This window comes from Prevotella vespertina (assembly GCF_009728485.1).
Taxonomy (GTDB): domain Bacteria; phylum Bacteroidota; class Bacteroidia; order Bacteroidales; family Bacteroidaceae; genus Prevotella; species Prevotella vespertina.
On sequence record NZ_VVIQ01000007.1, the window covers coordinates 1 to 16,637 of the forward strand.

General features: G+C 41.9%; 10 protein-coding genes. 9 read left to right on the forward strand and 1 reads right to left on the reverse strand.

The window, feature by feature from the left end:
• Positions 1-335: 335 nt before the first annotated feature.
• The 5 genes from F0475_RS07320 to F0475_RS07340 are packed head-to-tail and all read left to right on the forward strand — an operon-like array spanning position 336 to position 8,727.
• Positions 336-3,470 carry a SusC/RagA family TonB-linked outer membrane protein gene (locus tag F0475_RS07320; RefSeq protein ID WP_155716116.1) on the forward strand — a complete coding sequence of 1,045 codons (3,135 nt, stop codon included), beginning with the start codon at positions 336-338 and terminating at the stop codon, positions 3,468-3,470.
• A 12-nt stretch (positions 3,471-3,482) separates the two neighbouring features.
• Positions 3,483-5,078, forward strand: coding sequence for a RagB/SusD family nutrient uptake outer membrane protein (locus F0475_RS07325; protein ID WP_009434546.1), 1,596 nt, complete (start codon positions 3,483-3,485; stop codon positions 5,076-5,078).
• Positions 5,079-5,098: 20 nt separating this feature from the next.
• The gene (locus tag F0475_RS07330) at positions 5,099-6,202 is read left to right on the forward strand and encodes a glycoside hydrolase family 18 (RefSeq protein WP_009434534.1); all 1,104 of its coding nucleotides are present in this window, start codon (positions 5,099-5,101) and stop codon (positions 6,200-6,202) included.
• A 20-nt stretch (positions 6,203-6,222) separates the two neighbouring features.
• Complete coding sequence (locus tag F0475_RS07335; RefSeq protein WP_155716117.1) at positions 6,223-7,347, forward strand: DUF1735 and LamG domain-containing protein; 1,125 nt, start codon at positions 6,223-6,225, stop codon at positions 7,345-7,347.
• Positions 7,348-7,371: 24 nt separating this feature from the next.
• Positions 7,372-8,727 carry a discoidin domain-containing protein gene (locus F0475_RS07340; RefSeq protein ID WP_155716118.1) on the forward strand — a complete coding sequence of 452 codons (1,356 nt, stop codon included), beginning with the start codon at positions 7,372-7,374 and terminating at the stop codon, positions 8,725-8,727.
• A gap of 401 nt (positions 8,728-9,128) precedes the next feature.
• Here the strand turns inward: F0475_RS07340 and F0475_RS07345 are convergent, their stop codons facing one another.
• Positions 9,129-10,673: an alpha-L-fucosidase gene (locus tag F0475_RS07345; RefSeq protein WP_155716119.1), complete on the reverse strand. Its 1,545-nt coding sequence runs from the start codon at positions 10,671-10,673 to the stop codon at positions 9,129-9,131.
• A 249-nt stretch (positions 10,674-10,922) separates the two neighbouring features.
• On the opposite strand from F0475_RS07345, the gene F0475_RS07350 reads away from it, so the two are divergent.
• From F0475_RS07350 to F0475_RS07365, 4 genes are all read left to right on the forward strand, one after another.
• Complete coding sequence (locus F0475_RS07350) at positions 10,923-12,242, forward strand: MFS transporter (protein WP_155716120.1); 1,320 nt, start codon at positions 10,923-10,925, stop codon at positions 12,240-12,242.
• Positions 12,243-12,297: 55 nt separating this feature from the next.
• Positions 12,298-13,086: a glucosamine-6-phosphate deaminase gene (nagB, locus tag F0475_RS07355; RefSeq protein ID WP_155716121.1), complete on the forward strand. Its 789-nt coding sequence runs from the start codon at positions 12,298-12,300 to the stop codon at positions 13,084-13,086.
• Positions 13,086-15,074, forward strand: a complete 1,989-nt coding sequence (locus F0475_RS07360; RefSeq protein WP_155716122.1) for a glucosamine-6-phosphate deaminase — start codon at positions 13,086-13,088, stop codon at positions 15,072-15,074. Before nagB ends, F0475_RS07360 begins: the two co-directional genes overlap by 1 nt.
• A 181-nt stretch (positions 15,075-15,255) precedes the next feature.
• On the forward strand, positions 15,256-16,635 hold the full coding sequence (locus tag F0475_RS07365) for a sialidase family protein (protein WP_155716123.1): 1,380 nt from the start codon (positions 15,256-15,258) through the stop codon (positions 16,633-16,635).
• Positions 16,636-16,637: the final 2 nt, after the last annotated feature.

Below are 16,637 nucleotides of genomic sequence, written 5' to 3' on the forward strand. Positions count from 1 at the left end.
GGATTCTCTTGTTTTTTTTTGCAACACTAAGATAAGTGAAAATTCTGACATGGCAAAATCCTGAGCAACTTTTTGTTGCTCAGGTACTTAAAAAGTTTAATTTATAATAGTGTTGCGGAATTAAGGGAAGGAAGGTTCTATTTAGTCTCTTTTGTGTTTATATTTGTTAAAAGATGTGTGTACACTATACTATATTACAATAGGATATATTATATTTGCATCTGCAAAACCTAAAGGTGAAGAAAGAACAACCTAATATTAGACAACAAAGTCCTAAATACACCCCTAAAGGACCCCTAAGTTAGATAATTTATTAACAAACTCAACTATAATCAATGAGAAAAGGAAAGATTCTCCCAGTAAGTGTTTTCCTATCTTGCTGCTGCCTTAATGCGTTTGCCAGTGGTCATGTCAGTTCATCTGACAATCTCGGCAAAAATATGGTGACAGCTGTTACCAAAGCTACAAGCACAGGTATCTTAGGAACACAACAATCTAATGGTGATGTAAAAGTTAACGGTACTGTCGTTGACAATGCCGGTGAGCCAATTATTGGTGCAACGGTAAGAGTAAAGAACTCTCAAAGTGGTACAGCAACTGACCTTGATGGTAAATTTGAGTTAAGCGTCCCTAAGGGGTCAACTCTTATCATCAGTTACGTCGGAATGCTTACGCAAGAGGTTCAAGTAACAGGTTCTTCTGACCTGAAGATTACCCTGAAAGACGAAGCCCACAAGATTGACGAAGTCGTTGTAACCGCTTTAGGTATCAAACGCTCAGAGAAAGCTTTGAGTTATAACGTACAGAAGATTGGTGGCGAACAACTTAGTGCTGTTAAGAACGTAAACTTTGTTAACAGTCTGAATGGTGCTGTTGCTGGTGTTAACATCAACGCTTCAACGTCAGGTGTTGGTGGTGCTACTCGTGTTGTCATGCGCGGTACAAAGTCAATCACCGGTGGTAACAACGTTCTTTATGTAATCGATGGTGTGCCAATGCTCAATAAGAGTGGTGGTGATGTTGGCGGTGGTCGTTACTCAAGCCAACCAAGTGGTGAAGGTATTGCAGATATTAACCCAGACGATATTGAGAGCATCAACGTTCTTACAGGTCCTTCTTCTGCTGCCCTTTATGGTTCAGCTGCCGCTAATGGTGTTATCATGATTAACACGAAACGTGGTGCAGAAGGAAAGGTGAAGGTTGCTGTTTCAAGCAGTATGGAGTTCTCTAATCCTTTTGTTATGCCTGAGTTCCAAAACACTTATGGCAACAAAGCAGGTTCTTTTGAAAGCTGGGGCGATCGTTTAGCAACTCCATCTTCTTACAATCCTAAGAACTTCTTTAACACTGGTCATAGTTACATCAACTCTGTAACATTGACAACAGGTACAAAGACAAATAAGACATATATCTCTGTTGCAACAACCAATGCAACTGGTATATTACCTAACAACAAATACAATCGTTACAACTTTACAGCTCGTAACACAAGCGACTTCCTCAATGACAAATTACATCTTGATGTAAGTGCTAGTTACATCATCCAGAACACACAGAACATGTATCGTCCTGGTGAGTACTACAACCCATTGACAGCCGTTTACCTTTTCCCACGTGGAGAGGACTGGTCAGCAGTACAGTTGTACAAACGTTACGACGCTTCACGCAAGTTTGCTACACAATATTGGCCTTATGGTGACCAGGGTATGCAGTTGCAAAACCCTTACTTCATTGTTAACGACATGATGACTCCTACAGAGCGTAAGCGTTACATGTTCATGAGTAGCTTGAAGTATGACATTCTTCCTTGGTTAAATGTTACTGGTCGTGTACGTGTTGATAACACTAACACTGAATCAGAGAGTCGTTTCCACGCAAGTGGTCAGGGCATCTTGTATGCAGGTACATATGGTAATGGTATCTACAACCACTCTCAGAGCATCGATCAGCAGACATACTTGGATATGATGTTCAACCTTGATAAGAGCTTCGGTACTGATTATCGCTTAACAGCTAACCTTGGTGCCAGCCTCGAAGACTATCGCTCAAGTGGCGTTGGTTTTGGTGGTCCGATCCTCAAGGTTCCTAACTTGTTCTCTTCTGCAGCACTTGACCCTGTAAACGCGATACCTAATGACTCCGAGTTCCGTAAGCGTAATACAGCAGTCTTTGCTAGTGCAGAGCTCTCTTGGAAGGATATGTTGTTCCTCTCAATGACAGGACGTAACGACTGGAGTTCACTCTTGGTAAATGCAAAGGAACCTTCTTTCTTCTATCCTTCTGTAGGTCTATCAGCCATTGTTACTAAGATGGCAAAACTTCCTGAGTTCATTTCATTCATGAAGGTGAGAGGTTCATATACTGAAGTAGGTTCTCCTATCCCTGATCGTTATCGTGGCGTTACACGCGGAACAGTGACCTACCCTATCTCTAATGGTATTCCTTCAACACGTACCATCATGCCTTTCTATGACTTCAAGGCTGAAAGAACGAGATCATACGAGTTAGGTTTAGACCTACGTATGTTCAACAACAAATTGAACCTTGATCTTACTTGGTATCACTCTAATACCTACAACCAGACCTTCTTAGCAGAGCTCTCTGCAACTTCTCCTTATTCTGGTTTGTATATCCAGGCTGGTGACATTGCCAATACTGGTGTAGAAATGTCTTTGGCATATAATGACCATGTTGGTGCCGTTGACTTTGAATCACGTCTTGTATATAGCCGCAACGTCAATAAGGTAAAGAAGTTGGTTCGCAATTACCATACAGGTATTGACAATCAGGTAATCAACTTTACTGAGACTTCAGCTGGTGGTGGTTTCATTCGCGAGGGTGATAGCATGGGTGATGTATATATCACAAAGGTCTTGAAGCGTGATGCTGCTGGCAATATCGCTGTTGGTGCAGATGGTAGCCTTTCTTCTATGGACTTACCAAATGGTCAACGTCTAAAGATTGGAAACACTAACCCTGACTTCACTTTGGGTTGGAGAAACAATATCTCATGGAAAGGTCTTAACCTTTCATTCCTTATCAATGCACGTGTTGGCGGTATCGTAACTTCTGCAACACAGGCTGTTCTCGATCAGTTCGGTGTATCTAAGGCAACAGCAGATGCAAGAGATCGTGGCTATGTAGAGGTTGCTGGTGGACAGAAAGTTGACCCACAGAAATACTACGAGGTTGTTGCAAACCAGCAGCTGATGGGTTACTACTACTACAGTGCAACTAACGTTCGTCTACAGAACGTAAGTCTAAGCTACACATTGCCTAAGACTCTATTAGGACAAGGCTGGCCTGGCGTTACTGTTGGACTCATCGCTAATAACTTATGGATGATTTACAACAAGGCTCCATTCGACCCAGAAGTTGCTGCTTCTACTGGTACTTATGGTCAAGGTAGCGACTATTTCAGTGCTCCTAGCCTAAGAAACATTGGATTTAGCTTGAAACTTAACTTCTAAAACGAATTTCTCATGAAACGAAATATTAATTCTATTATATGTGTTTCGGCTCTTGCCGCATCACTATTAGCTTCTTGCCAAGCTGACTTTGAGGATATAAATCGTGATCATCGTCAGCCAACAGAAACACAATTGGAACAAGATAACCTAAATGTTGGTGGTTTTGTTACTTCTTTCGAAGAGAGTATCTTCCCTGTAGGTTCTTCTGGTACAGGTTATGTTAATGATTATCAGATTCCTTACACACTAGCAGGTGCATGCTGGATTGGCTATATGGCACCAGCTCAAAATAAGTGGGTTGGACGTGGTTTCCCAAGCTATGCTCTGAAGCCATGGAGCCAGTATACCTACAATGTTATGGCTGGTAATGCCTTCCGTAACTTCCTTGACGTTAAGAAGCGTACTGCTAATGATCCTGAAGGATTAGCAATAGCACAAATCATCAAGGTTGCAGCAGTTCACAAAGCAACAGATACCTTTGGTCCTATTCCTTATACCAAGGCTGGTATCGCTGGTGCTACAACAGCTGAATACGACTCACAAGAAGATGTTTATAAGGCTATGCTAAAAGATTTGGACGACGCTGTTCAGGCTCTTAGCAATGGTGGACATGATGTGTTCCCTAAGTATGATATCATTTACGAGGGAAATTACACTAAGTGGTGTAAGTTTGCTAACTCTTTAATGCTTCGCTTGGCTATGCGCATTGTTTACGCTAATCCAACACTTGCACAGCAATATGCAGAGAAAGCAATCAATAATCCTTATGGTGTAATTGAATCTGCTAAAGACGCTGCACAGCTATCTAAGGGTGCAGGTGTTTCTCTACGAAATCCATTAGTAATCATCAATGGCAGCTACAATGACGTTCGTATGGGTGCAGAGATTGAATCATACCTCAAGGGTTATGACGATCCACGTATCGCCTCTTACTTTGTAAAGTCAAAGAATAATGGTATCGAGGGTTACTATGGCGTTCGTTCAAGTATTCCAAACACAACAGACTACTTGGATAAGACAAAGTCATCTTCTCTCAATGTGCAAGACGCAACACCTATTTACATCATGAAGGCTTCTGAGGTTTACTTCCTACGTGCTGAAGGTGCACTTCGTGGTTGGAACATGGGCGGTGGCTCAGCACAGTCATACTACGACAAGGGTATTGCAACATCATTTGAAGAGAATGGTTTAAGCTCAGCACAAGCAACAGCTTATGCAGCAAATAGTACAGCAAAACCAGCTAACTTTATTGATGCACAACACTCTGAATATAATGCAACTGCAGCCTCTACGATCACTATCAAATGGCAAAGCAGCGATACCTTTGAGAAGAACTTAGAACGCATTATCACACAGAAGTACCTTGCTATCTATCCTGATGGACAGGAGGCTTGGTCAGAGTTCCGCCGTACAGGATATCCTCGTATATTCCCTTCTGTTCTTAACGCAACAGATTGTGATGTTGATGGTGACCTCCGTCCTACACGTATTCCATACTCAAATGATGAATACACCAAGAACCTTGCAAATGTTCAGAAGGCTGTTTCATTATTGAATGGACCTGACAATGGCGCTACACGTGTATGGTGGGATAAGAAGAATAAATAACCCTTATAAAGATTATTCACATGAAGAAATATTATATTTTCGGTCTCTTAGCATTACTCTTCGCTACTGTTAGTTGTAGCGATTGGACAGAGCCTGCAACAAAGAATATCGACGGACTCTTAGCTGATGCTGATGCTGCACAGGCAAAAGCACATGAGGCTTATCTTGCTAACCTCCGTGCGTACAAACTATCAGATCACCAAGTCACCTTCGGGTGGTTTGGTGGCTGGACAGGTGAGAATCCAGCATCACGCTGCCTCTATAATCTCCCTGATAGTACAGACTTCGTATCTCTTTGGGATGGTTTCTCTAATCTAACCAAGGCACAACAGGCAGACTTGAAGCGTGCCCAAGAAGAGAAAGGTATCCGTGCATTGGCATGTGCTCTTCTTTTCGACATCGGTAAAGGTGTAACCCCTGCACAGCCTAAAGCATCAAAGGATAAAGGTGAGACATGGGAACAATACAACCACAACTACTGGGGTTGGGTAGATGGTGATGAAGAGAAGATCAATGCCGCTATTGTAAAGTATGCTAATGCAATTTGCGACACAATCTATAAGTACAACCTCGATGGTTTCGATCTCGACGCAGAGCCTTATATCCCACAACCATTCCAGACCAGTAAAGAGATGTGGCAAGGCGATCGTATGAATCTATTCATCCGCACTATGGGTAAGCGTATCGGGCCAAAGGCTGAGACAGAAGAAGGTAGAAAGAAACTGCTAGTCGTTGATGGTGAACCTTACTGGTTCTCTGCAGATATGGCTCTCTACTTCAACTACTACATTCTTCAGGCTTACAACTGCTATTCTTACACTGATCTTGACACACGCTTCCAGCAGGTTGCTAACAAATTTGCGTCAAAGCAATCAGCTGAGGAGGTAGCTCGCAAGCTCATCGTAACAGAGAACTTCGAGGCTTACTCTGCTAAGGGTGGTGTAAACTTCACGACTCGTGATGGAAAGACTGTCACATCTTACCTTGGTATGGCTCAATGGCAACCACTAAAGGGACGTAAGGGCGGTATCGGTAGTTACCACATGGAGAAAGATTACGCAGCTAATCCTTCTTACAAGTACCTACGTCAGGGTATCCAGATCATGAATCCTGCTATAAAATAACTAAAACATAAATAGACAAGATGAAACATATATTTCAATTCTTAGGTATCGCTTCTATTGCATGTCTCACATGGTCATGTGCAAATGTAGACTATGATGAGGTGGGTAATGAAGGCAAGTTACCCAACGCAATATATATTGATGGTGCAGATGTTGCTCCTATCTCTAAGCTCACAGTAGACGCAGCGGGTGGTAAGGCTAGCTTCACTGCTCGTGCAGCAAACAGACTATCATCTAATGCTACTCTGAAGTTTGCTGTTGATGAGCAAGAGCTTACAAAGTACAATGAGGCAAATGGCACACATTATAAGCTATTGCCTGCAAAGTATTACAGCCTATCAACAGAGAATCTCACCATTGATAAGGCAAATATCTCTAATGGTACTATCGATGTAAACGTTAAGCCACTTGGTGACGATTTAGATGCTTCAACAAAGTATGCAATACCTGTAAAGATTGCTTCAGTTGATGGTGCTAAGCTCTTAGGCTCAAGCTCTGTAAAGATCTTCGCTATCGACCGCGTACTCTATACAACCGCTCTACGTCAGAAGAACTTCTACTTGAAGACCGTTTTCCCAACACCTTACACAGGCTTACATGAGTGGACAATGTCTTACGCTATCAAGCTTGATCGCAACAAAGATAACCAGGCAGTTCTCTCTCCAGACTTCTATTCTCGTGTCACTGCTGATGGTGCTTTGCAGATGAAGGTGGGTGAGACAGACGATCCTAAGGCATTTGCTAAAACAAAGCTACAGCCAGGTAAGTGGTATTACATTGCTTGGGTTTACAAGAACCAGCATGTAAGATGCTACATCAATGGCGTACTTGATAACGAGTTTGACGTACCAAAGGTTGAGACTTTCACTAAGTTGAACATGAGTTGGGGCGCATTCGAGGGCTATGTTCGTGAGATTCGTCTCTATGACAAAGCACTCACAGCATTCCAGATAGCTGATAACTTATACATTGAAACTCCTGACAATCCAGACTTACTCTTCTATGCTCCATTAGACAAGAAGACTGGTATCAAGGATGTATCAAAGAAGCAGAATACTATCAAGGTTTATGTTCCAGGTTCTGGCGATGGTACAGAGTATGACCAAAGCCTTATAACATGGTCGAATGAGAAGTTCCCAGAATAAACATTCAATAAGTAACTAAGCAATATGAAAAAGAACATATATATTATAGCAGTTGCACTCGCAGCTACAACCTTTACGGGTTGTAGCCACGATTACAACTACGATGGAGAATACGACATCCCAGGTTATTTCCATGGCTCTGACCCACGAAACAACTTGGTTTACTTCCCAACTAATGTTCAGGAATATACCAACGACTTCGTTGGTGACATCCCTGTGGGTGAGAATAGTCACACATTCAACTTCACAGCAAACATTAGTCGTAATCTTACTAACGCTACTAAGATTCAGGTGGCATTAGCAGCTGACGCTCCATTGTTGGCTACTACTTACAAAGATTATCAGGTGGCTACTGCTGATCAGATATCTCTTCCTAACAACGGAGTATTTGACTTTGCTACTGGCACTACTCAAGTAAACATACCAGTCACTGTAAATAATCTCCAGAAGATTACCAAACCAACAGTCGTACCAGTACGTATTACGCCTTCAAGTGCTGACTTGAAGAATCCATCAACAAACAAGCAGGACTATGCTTACATCGTTATTCAACCTAAGGATGTATGGACTGCTAAGCTTATTGGTGAAGGTGGTATAGCAAAGATTGGTGCTTCTTCTACTACATATACAAGTGGCACAACATTGAATATCCAATTTGCTACAACCAAGCAGCTTACTGAAGATTGCAAGGTAGGACTAGAGCGTGACAACTCTCTCTTCAAGAGTGAGGGTGAGGCGAAGCTTGCTCCTGAGGGTATCGCTGTCGCTTCACAGGTAAGTGCAAAGAACTTATCAGATGTGCAAACTACCGTAACATTGCAGCATCCAGAGAAGTTCACAGCAGAGGGATTATACATCCTTCCAATGCGTGCAGTATATTATGACAAGGCTGGCAACAAGCATTACATCCAAGGCGGAGAGGTGCTCATCCCTATTAATGTAGCTGATATCCACTTCGAGGCATCATCTTCAACTCCATCAGGTAGCAAAATCTCTAGCTCAGATTACACTATCACTACTTCTAGAGACTTCTCTTATGGATCAATAGAAGATATGTCAGATGAAGATACTGAGCAGTACACTTACCTCCCACAAGGTACAACCGACCTCACTATCGATTTGAAGCAAACAACAAGTGTAAAGGGTATAAGCCTAGGAATATTTGTCAACGAAGATTATGCTTACTATCCTGATTACGTAAAGGTTTATGGTAGTACCGATGGTTCTAACTGGAAACTCATGTCTGACAAGATTACGATGAACCAAACAACCTGGAATGACATCGTTGCTACGAAGACTACAAACGTACGCTACCTAAAGATTGAGTACCATACACCTGAGGCGTTTGGCTCATTATCAGAGATTGAAATCTTTAAGTAATTCCGATAATAAGTAAACATCCTCACAGGTGTTTACAACAAGCAAGAACAAGAGGCTGTATCGCTTCTCTTACCACTACAATAAGTGGATAATGAGATGAGGTACAGCCTCTTTTGCGTCATCTCCATACAGCACATATGTGTTACCACTCATTACACATATGTGTTACCACGCATGACACATATGTGCTACTACTTGTGACACGTATGTGCTATTCATTGCTACACATAGGAGAACCAGAAGTATCATCAGTATGATACTACAAAGCGACCATCAATCGAATGGGATAAAAGATAGGTTCTCCTGCAAACAAAGAAACGCCCTTCTTGAGTTGAGATAAGCGTTATCTCGCATCAAGAAGGGCGTTTGCTCTATTTAAGACAGGTCTGTCTGCCGCTCTCCTACTCTACCAAACGATAGAGACCAACCTCACTAATGGTGGGGATATCACGCACTTGATGAATTACCAAACGTACTTCTTTCGCTGTTTGAGGAGCGAATTTCAACAGGCGCTTATGCCCTATCGTAGTACCCTCCGTCACCTTCTTCCATTGTCCTTTGGCATCTTTTACCTCCAATGAGAACTGCTCTACACGCTGTCCCTTTCGGATGTCTTCTTGCACAGAAAGCACATTGAATGTCGCTGGTTGCTTGAGTTTAAAAAGGAACACAGCCGTACCCTTTTTCATATTCGGACGGACGGATGTATCATAATTATCATCTATCAGATTCTGACCTTTACCCTCTAGTAACTGACAAGTAACTTTCGCATTCGCTAAAAGGTTATGCTTAAAGGTAGCATCATATAACTGACGGAAACCACGAAGGCTCTTCACATCTGCCTCCGCAAGCTGACCTTCCTTATTCGGAGGGAGATTCAAGAGTAAAACTCCATTCATTCCAACTGATGAGAAGTAGATATTCATCAACTCTTTGGGAGTCTTTACCTGATTGTCCTGCTCCTTATGATAGAACCAACCTGGGCGTATGGACACGTCAATCTCTGCAGGATACCATACGAGAGACTTTGCTTTCTCAATGACTTTCCGACTTCCTAAATCCTCTCCACGCATATCGCCAACAGGCTGAGTCAGCATTTCCTGTTGAGAGTTCTTAGCTATGGCATCCTGATCGAGATTATCCTTTGGAACAACGCTCCACTCCATTTCACGACCTTTACCAGTCTCAGTTCCAACCCATCGAACGTCTGGTCCCATCACAGCTATCACTGCATCAGGTTGTAATTTGCGAATAACTTCATACCAACGCACAAAGTCATAGTGCTGCTTCTTACCGTTAGGTCCTTCACCGCATGCACCATCAAACCATACTTCACTTACCTTTCCATATTGCGTGAGTAACTCTGTCAGTTGCTTAACAAAGTAATCGTTATATTCCTCTGTACCATAGAGCTTAGAGTTACGATCCCATGGCGAGAGGTAAACTCCAAATGACATACCATACTTATGACAGGCATCACTGACCTCACGAACCACATCGCCCATTCCATTCTTCCATGGTGACTGCTTCACACTATGGTCAGTATAAGCTGAAGGCCATAAACAGAAACCATCATGATGCTTACATGTAAGGATGGCACACTTGAATCCTGCCTCCTTCAACTCACGTATCCATTGGTCGGCATCGAGGTTAGTTGGATTGAAGATTGCTGGAGACTCCGTTCCATCGCCCCACTCCCTGCCTGTATAAGTATTTACCCCATAATGCAAGAAAGCTGTCAACTCCTGGCGTTGCCAGTTGAACTGACGTGCCGAAGGAACAACATTTGCAGCTTTCTTAACAATGTCTGCAGGAGAGTCAGATGGATTAATAACAACAAAATTATGCTCCTGAGCGTGCGCTACAGGGAGCAATGCAGGCATACAAAACAAGCAAGAACTTGCAATCGTAGCCCTCAGAATTTTCGAGTAGGCTTTATTCTGCATACGAATAGGTAATTGATTGTAAATTAATTTATGTATTACTCCCCGCAAAATTACGACATTATCCTTAGATAATCAAACTATGCTATCACAAAAAGCATATAAAGACTCTTAAAAGCGGAACTAGCAATAATAAACGACATATAGCCTAGAAATAACACATTTAATTGATAAATTATAGTTAAATATTTCCATAAGTATAAGTAAATTTGTAACTTTGAATCCACTTTAAAAGACATCCAAATAAACGAAATGAATCTAAAGACTAAGAACCAAATGACGGTAGACCAAAACCAAAGCAAGCAGCATAGTCCAGCGACATGGGTACCAACACTTTACTTCGCAATGGGTATGCCTTTCGTTGTTCTCAATATGGTTTGCACGTTAATGTATAAAGGTATGGGAGTATCTGATGCTCAAATTACCTTTTGGACATCACTCATCATGCTTCCATGGACATTCAAACCTGTATGGAGCCCATTCCTTGAAATATACAAAACAAAGAAGTTCTTTGTTGTACTCACACAGATACTTACGGGATTGTTGTTCGCATTAGTAGCTTTTGCGTTACATCTCCCTTCTTTCTTCGCAATCACCATTGCCATGCTTGCAGTAATAGCAATGACTGGTGCCACACATGACATTGCTGCTGACGGAACCTATATGTCAGTACTTTCTAATGAGGAACAAGCACGCTGGATAGGCTGGCAAGGAGCCTTCTATAACATTGCAAAGATTGCAGCAACAGGTGGATTGGTATATCTTGCAGGTAGTCTCATCAAAATATTCGGCGTTACGAAGGCATGGACATTCATCATGCTGATTATTGCTATCATAATGGTTTCTATTGGTATCTACCATTATTTCATCCTTCCGAATCCAAAGAAAGAGGCACAAGAAACACCTCAATCTCTTAGTGACTCATTAAATGAACTACTCAAAGTATTCATTGATTTCTTCAAGAAACCACATATTCTATACTATATCTTCTTCATCATTCTGTATCGTTTTGCAGAAGGTTTTGTCATGAAGATTGTCCCTCTCTTCCTTAAAGCACCCCGCGCTGAACAAGGTCTAGGGCTTACTGAACAAGAGATTGGACTTTGCTATGGAACATTCGGAGCTGCTGCTTTTGTCATCGGTTCTATCCTTGCTGGCTATTACATTGCTCATAGAGGATTGAAGAAGAGCTTATTTTCCCTCGCATTAGTATTTAACATCCCCTTTATAGCCTACACGCTCTTGGCTATTTATCAACCAGAAAACTTGATATGGATAGGTGGGGGTATCGTAATGGAGTACTTCGGATATGGCTTCGGATTTGTAGGATTATCATTATTCATGATGCAACAGGTTGCGCCTGGTAAGCATCAAATGGCGCATTATGCCTTCGCCAGTGGTATTATGAACCTAGGAGTAATGTTGCCTGGTATGCTAAGTGGACTCTGTAGTGACATTCTTGGTTATCGCAGATTCTTTATCTTTGTTTTGATATGTACCATTCCTGCATTACTAATTACATGGTTCGTACCTTTCACTTATCCAGATACAACAAAGAAAGAAAAGGCCTAATAAGCCCTTAAATAACAAATAGAACATTCAAACAAAATAATTAAAACCAAAACTTATGAGATTAATCATAGAACCCGATTACAATCAGTTATCTAAATGGGCAGCTAATTATGTTATTGAACGTATCAATGCCGCAAAGAATCAAGCTAAACCTTTTGTACTCGGTTTGCCTACTGGTTCATCACCAGAGGGTATGTATGCTGAGCTAGTGAAAGCTTACAAAGAAGGTAGAGTGAGCTTTAAGAACGTTATCACATTCAATATGGATGAGTATGTGGGACTACCTGAAAGTCATCCACAGAGCTATCACTCATTTATGGCAGAGCATCTTTTCAATCACATTGATTGCCCCAAAGAGAACATCCATATACTTAATGGTAATGCTGAAGACTTACAAGCAGAATGCCAACACTATGAAGATATGATTCGTGAAGCAGGCGGTATCGATCTCTTTCTCGGAGGTATTGGTCCTGATGGTCACATTGCTTTCAACGAACCAGGTTCATCTCTTCGTTCACGTACTCGTATCAAGACACTGACATCTGACACTCGTATAGCAAACTCTCGATTCTTCGATAATGACCCAGAGAAGGTTCCAGCACATGCTTTAACAGTAGGTGTTGGTACGGTTATGGACGCAAAAGAGGTTCTAATCCTTGTAAATGGTCATAACAAGGCTGAGGCTCTTCGTGCTGCTGTTGAGGGAGGTATCACTCAGAAATGGACTATCAGCGCCCTTCAGATGCACGAGCACGGAACAATTGTATGTGATGAGTCTGCAACAGACAAGTTGACTGTTGAAACATATAAATACTTTAAAGATATAGAAAAGGAGAATCTATAATGAAACTAAATCTAAGTTCACAAATCGTACTAAACCAAGTTCCTAAAGAGTTTTATCACCCATCAACTGCTATCGAGAGATCAGAGATTACGCGCTTTGAGAAAGTGCCTACTGATATATTCCCTACCATAGAAGAAGGTGCTGCCGATATAGCAAATCAACTTGAAACAGAGATTAAGAAGAGAGAACAAGAGGGACGACAACTCGTCATAGGTATCGGCTCTGGCTCATCTCTCACACCAATATTTGAGGAGCTTATCAAGCGTCATAAGGCTGGCAAATTGAGCTTCAAGAATGTTGTTATGTTTAATGCTTACGAGTACTTCCCACTGAATGCGGAGAATGTAAATCGTAGTATCAATCAATTGAAGCAGCGCTTCCTTAATCATATAGATATCGAAGAGAAAAACATCTATACATTAGATGGTACGATTGCTCAAGACAAGGTACAAGAACATTGCCGTGCCTACGAACAGCGCATTAAAGAGCTTGGAGGACTTGATGTTATCTTATTGGGTATTGGTCGTATGGGTAATATTGCGACCAACGAACCAGGTTCTAGTCTCACTTCTGCATCACGCCTTATCCTCATTGATGAGACTGCACGCGAAGAGATGAAGATGAGTTTTGGTTCACAAGAAACCGTTCCTCCATGCTCTATCACTATGGGTATTAGCACTATACTTGCCGCTCGCAAGATTTTCTTAACAGCATGGGGCGAGGAAAAGGCAGATATCATCAAGAAAACTGTTGAGGGTAAGATTAGTGAGACAGTACCTGCATCCTACTTACAAACACATAATGATGCTCATGTAGTAATCGACCTCTCTGCTGCAGCAAAACTTACTCGCATCCAGCATCCTTGGCTTGTTGCTTCATGCAAGTGGACCGATAAGTTAGTACGCTCAGCATTGGTATGGTTGTGCCAGATCACTGGTAAACCAATCCTTAAGTTAACGAATAAAGACTACAATGAGAATGGTCTTAGTGAGTTATTAGCACTCTATGGTTCAGCTTACAATGCTAATATTAAGATCTTTAATGACCTTCAGCATACTATCACAGGATGGCCAGGTGGTAAGCCTAATGCCGACGACACCTATCGTCCCGAGCGTGCTAAACCATTCCCGAAGAGAGTAATTGTATTCTCTCCACACCCTGATGATGATGTTATCTCAATGGGAGGAACTCTCCGTCGTCTAGTACAACAAGGTCATGATGTACATGTAGCTTATGAGACATCGGGTAACATTGCCGTTGGAGATGAGGAAGTTGTACGCTTCATGCACTTCATCAATGGCTTTAACCAAATATTCGGCAACGAGCAAGATGAGGTTATCAAGTCTAAATACAAAGAGATTAAGAACTTCTTGAAAGGCAAGAAGGAAGGTGATATCGACACACAAGATGTACGCACAATCAAGGGACTTATCCGTCGTGGAGAGGCTCGCACAGCTTGTACATTCAATCAGATTCCACTCGACCACGTACACTTCTTGGATCTTCCTTTCTACGAGTCTGGTAAGATCGAAAAGCTCCCAATGAGCGAGGCTGATGTAAACATTGTTAGAGACCTCATCACTAAGGTGAAACCTCATCAGATTTATGTTGCTGGTGACTTGGCTGACCCTCATGGTACACACCGCAAGTGCACCGATGCAGTACTTGCAGCTTTAGATCTTGAGAAAGAAGCTAAAGCAGAGTGGCTAAAGGATTGTCGCGTATGGATGTATCGTGGTGCATGGGCAGAATGGGAAATTGAGAACATAGAAATGTGTGTTCCTATCAGTCCTGAAGAGCTACGTGCTAAGCGCAACTCTATCCTCAAGCACCAGAGTCAGATGGAAAGTGCTCCATTCCTCGGAAACGATGAGCGACTCTTCTGGCAGCGTTCGGAAGACCGCAATCGCGGAACAGCTAAACTATACGATGACCTCGGTTTAGCTTGCTATGAAGCAATGGAAGCATTCGTCGAATATAAGATTTAGCATTTAGGACAGCTGTAATTAAAAGAGACTCTTTGAATTACATTGTTCTAAGAAATAACACTGTACCTACCTGCTAAGGGTAGGTACAGTTTATACAAACCCCAATATAATCATGTTCTTATCGATTAGAACAGTGATTATTACTAAACAAAACAATCAAAAACTTCCCCATTTAACAAAAATGAGAAAGCATATTATCTTTTCACTTATTCTCTCTTTGTCATGTTTGACAGGGTATGCAAAGACTATCCAAACACCTAAAGATGATGGTGAATTTAGAATCGTTGTCTTTGACGGAGCTCATAGCACCGTCCCTTACCGCATCCCTGCAATTACAGAAACACGCAAAGGAACTTTATTAGCAGTATGCGACTATCGCTTAAACCATAGTGATATAGGATGGAACAATCGCAATGGTTTATGGCAGATTAACGTTGTTATGAAGACAAGCCAAGACTTTGGTCGAACTTGGTCAGACTCTGTTTGCGTTGCACGTGGCAATGAACATGCAACTAACCCTGTACGTGCTGCCTTTGGAGACCCAAGTATTGTAGCAGATAGAACATCTGACAATGTCCTCCTACATTGCGTTGCGGGAAAGTCAGGATACCAGACAGCAACCCGACAGAATCCGCAACATGCTGTATTCTTCCATAGTAAGGATGGTGGTAAGACATGGGACAATGGTATTGAACTAACCGAGATGATACATGGTCTTTATGATGGGAAACTACCCAACGGAGGCAAACCTGATGGTATATTCCTTACATCTGGTAAGATCATGCAAAGCCGCTATATACGTAAAGGTAAGTTCTATCGCCTTTATATAGCACATCCGATCAGGCAAAAAGGCGTGGACATCTGCGGTACATTTGTAATCTATTCAGATGACTTCGGATATACTTGGCATACTCTTGGTAATCCTTCTGTCGCTCCTTCAATAGCACAAGATGAATCAAAGTTAGAGGAGTTACCAGATGGTAGTGTATTACTTAGTTGCAGGAATGTATATGGTGGAAGACGATTCAATGTGTTCACATATACCAATGCAAAAGAGGCTACTGGATCATGGGGTAAAGAGGTAATGCCTAAGAACATGACCGCTAAGGAAGTAAATGCATGTAATGGTGGTATCCTCATCGTACCAGCTAAGAGGAATATTGATGACAAACAACTCTTCGTTGCCCTACAATCTGTCCCTCTCAGCGCAAAGCGTGATAGCGTTGGTTTCTATTATAAGGAAATAGCCCGTTATGCTGATTACTCAACAGCAGCAGCACTTGGAAAGAATTGGAAAAAAGGACTACGTGTAACTGACGAGTCTTCTTGTTACTCCACAATGGTTAATATGTCTAACCATCGCATAGGCTTCCTTTACGAAGTTCGTGGGCAAAATGATGGCTATGACATAGAGTTTGTTAGTCTCTCATTGAATGACATCACAAACGGAGAATACACGATTCTTCCACACGTTGACCGCACGCAATTCCTCAAAGATGCAGCTCTTGCAAGGAAAGGAAAGACTCAACCAAGAAACAAAAGCAATATAAGAAAGAAATAAGA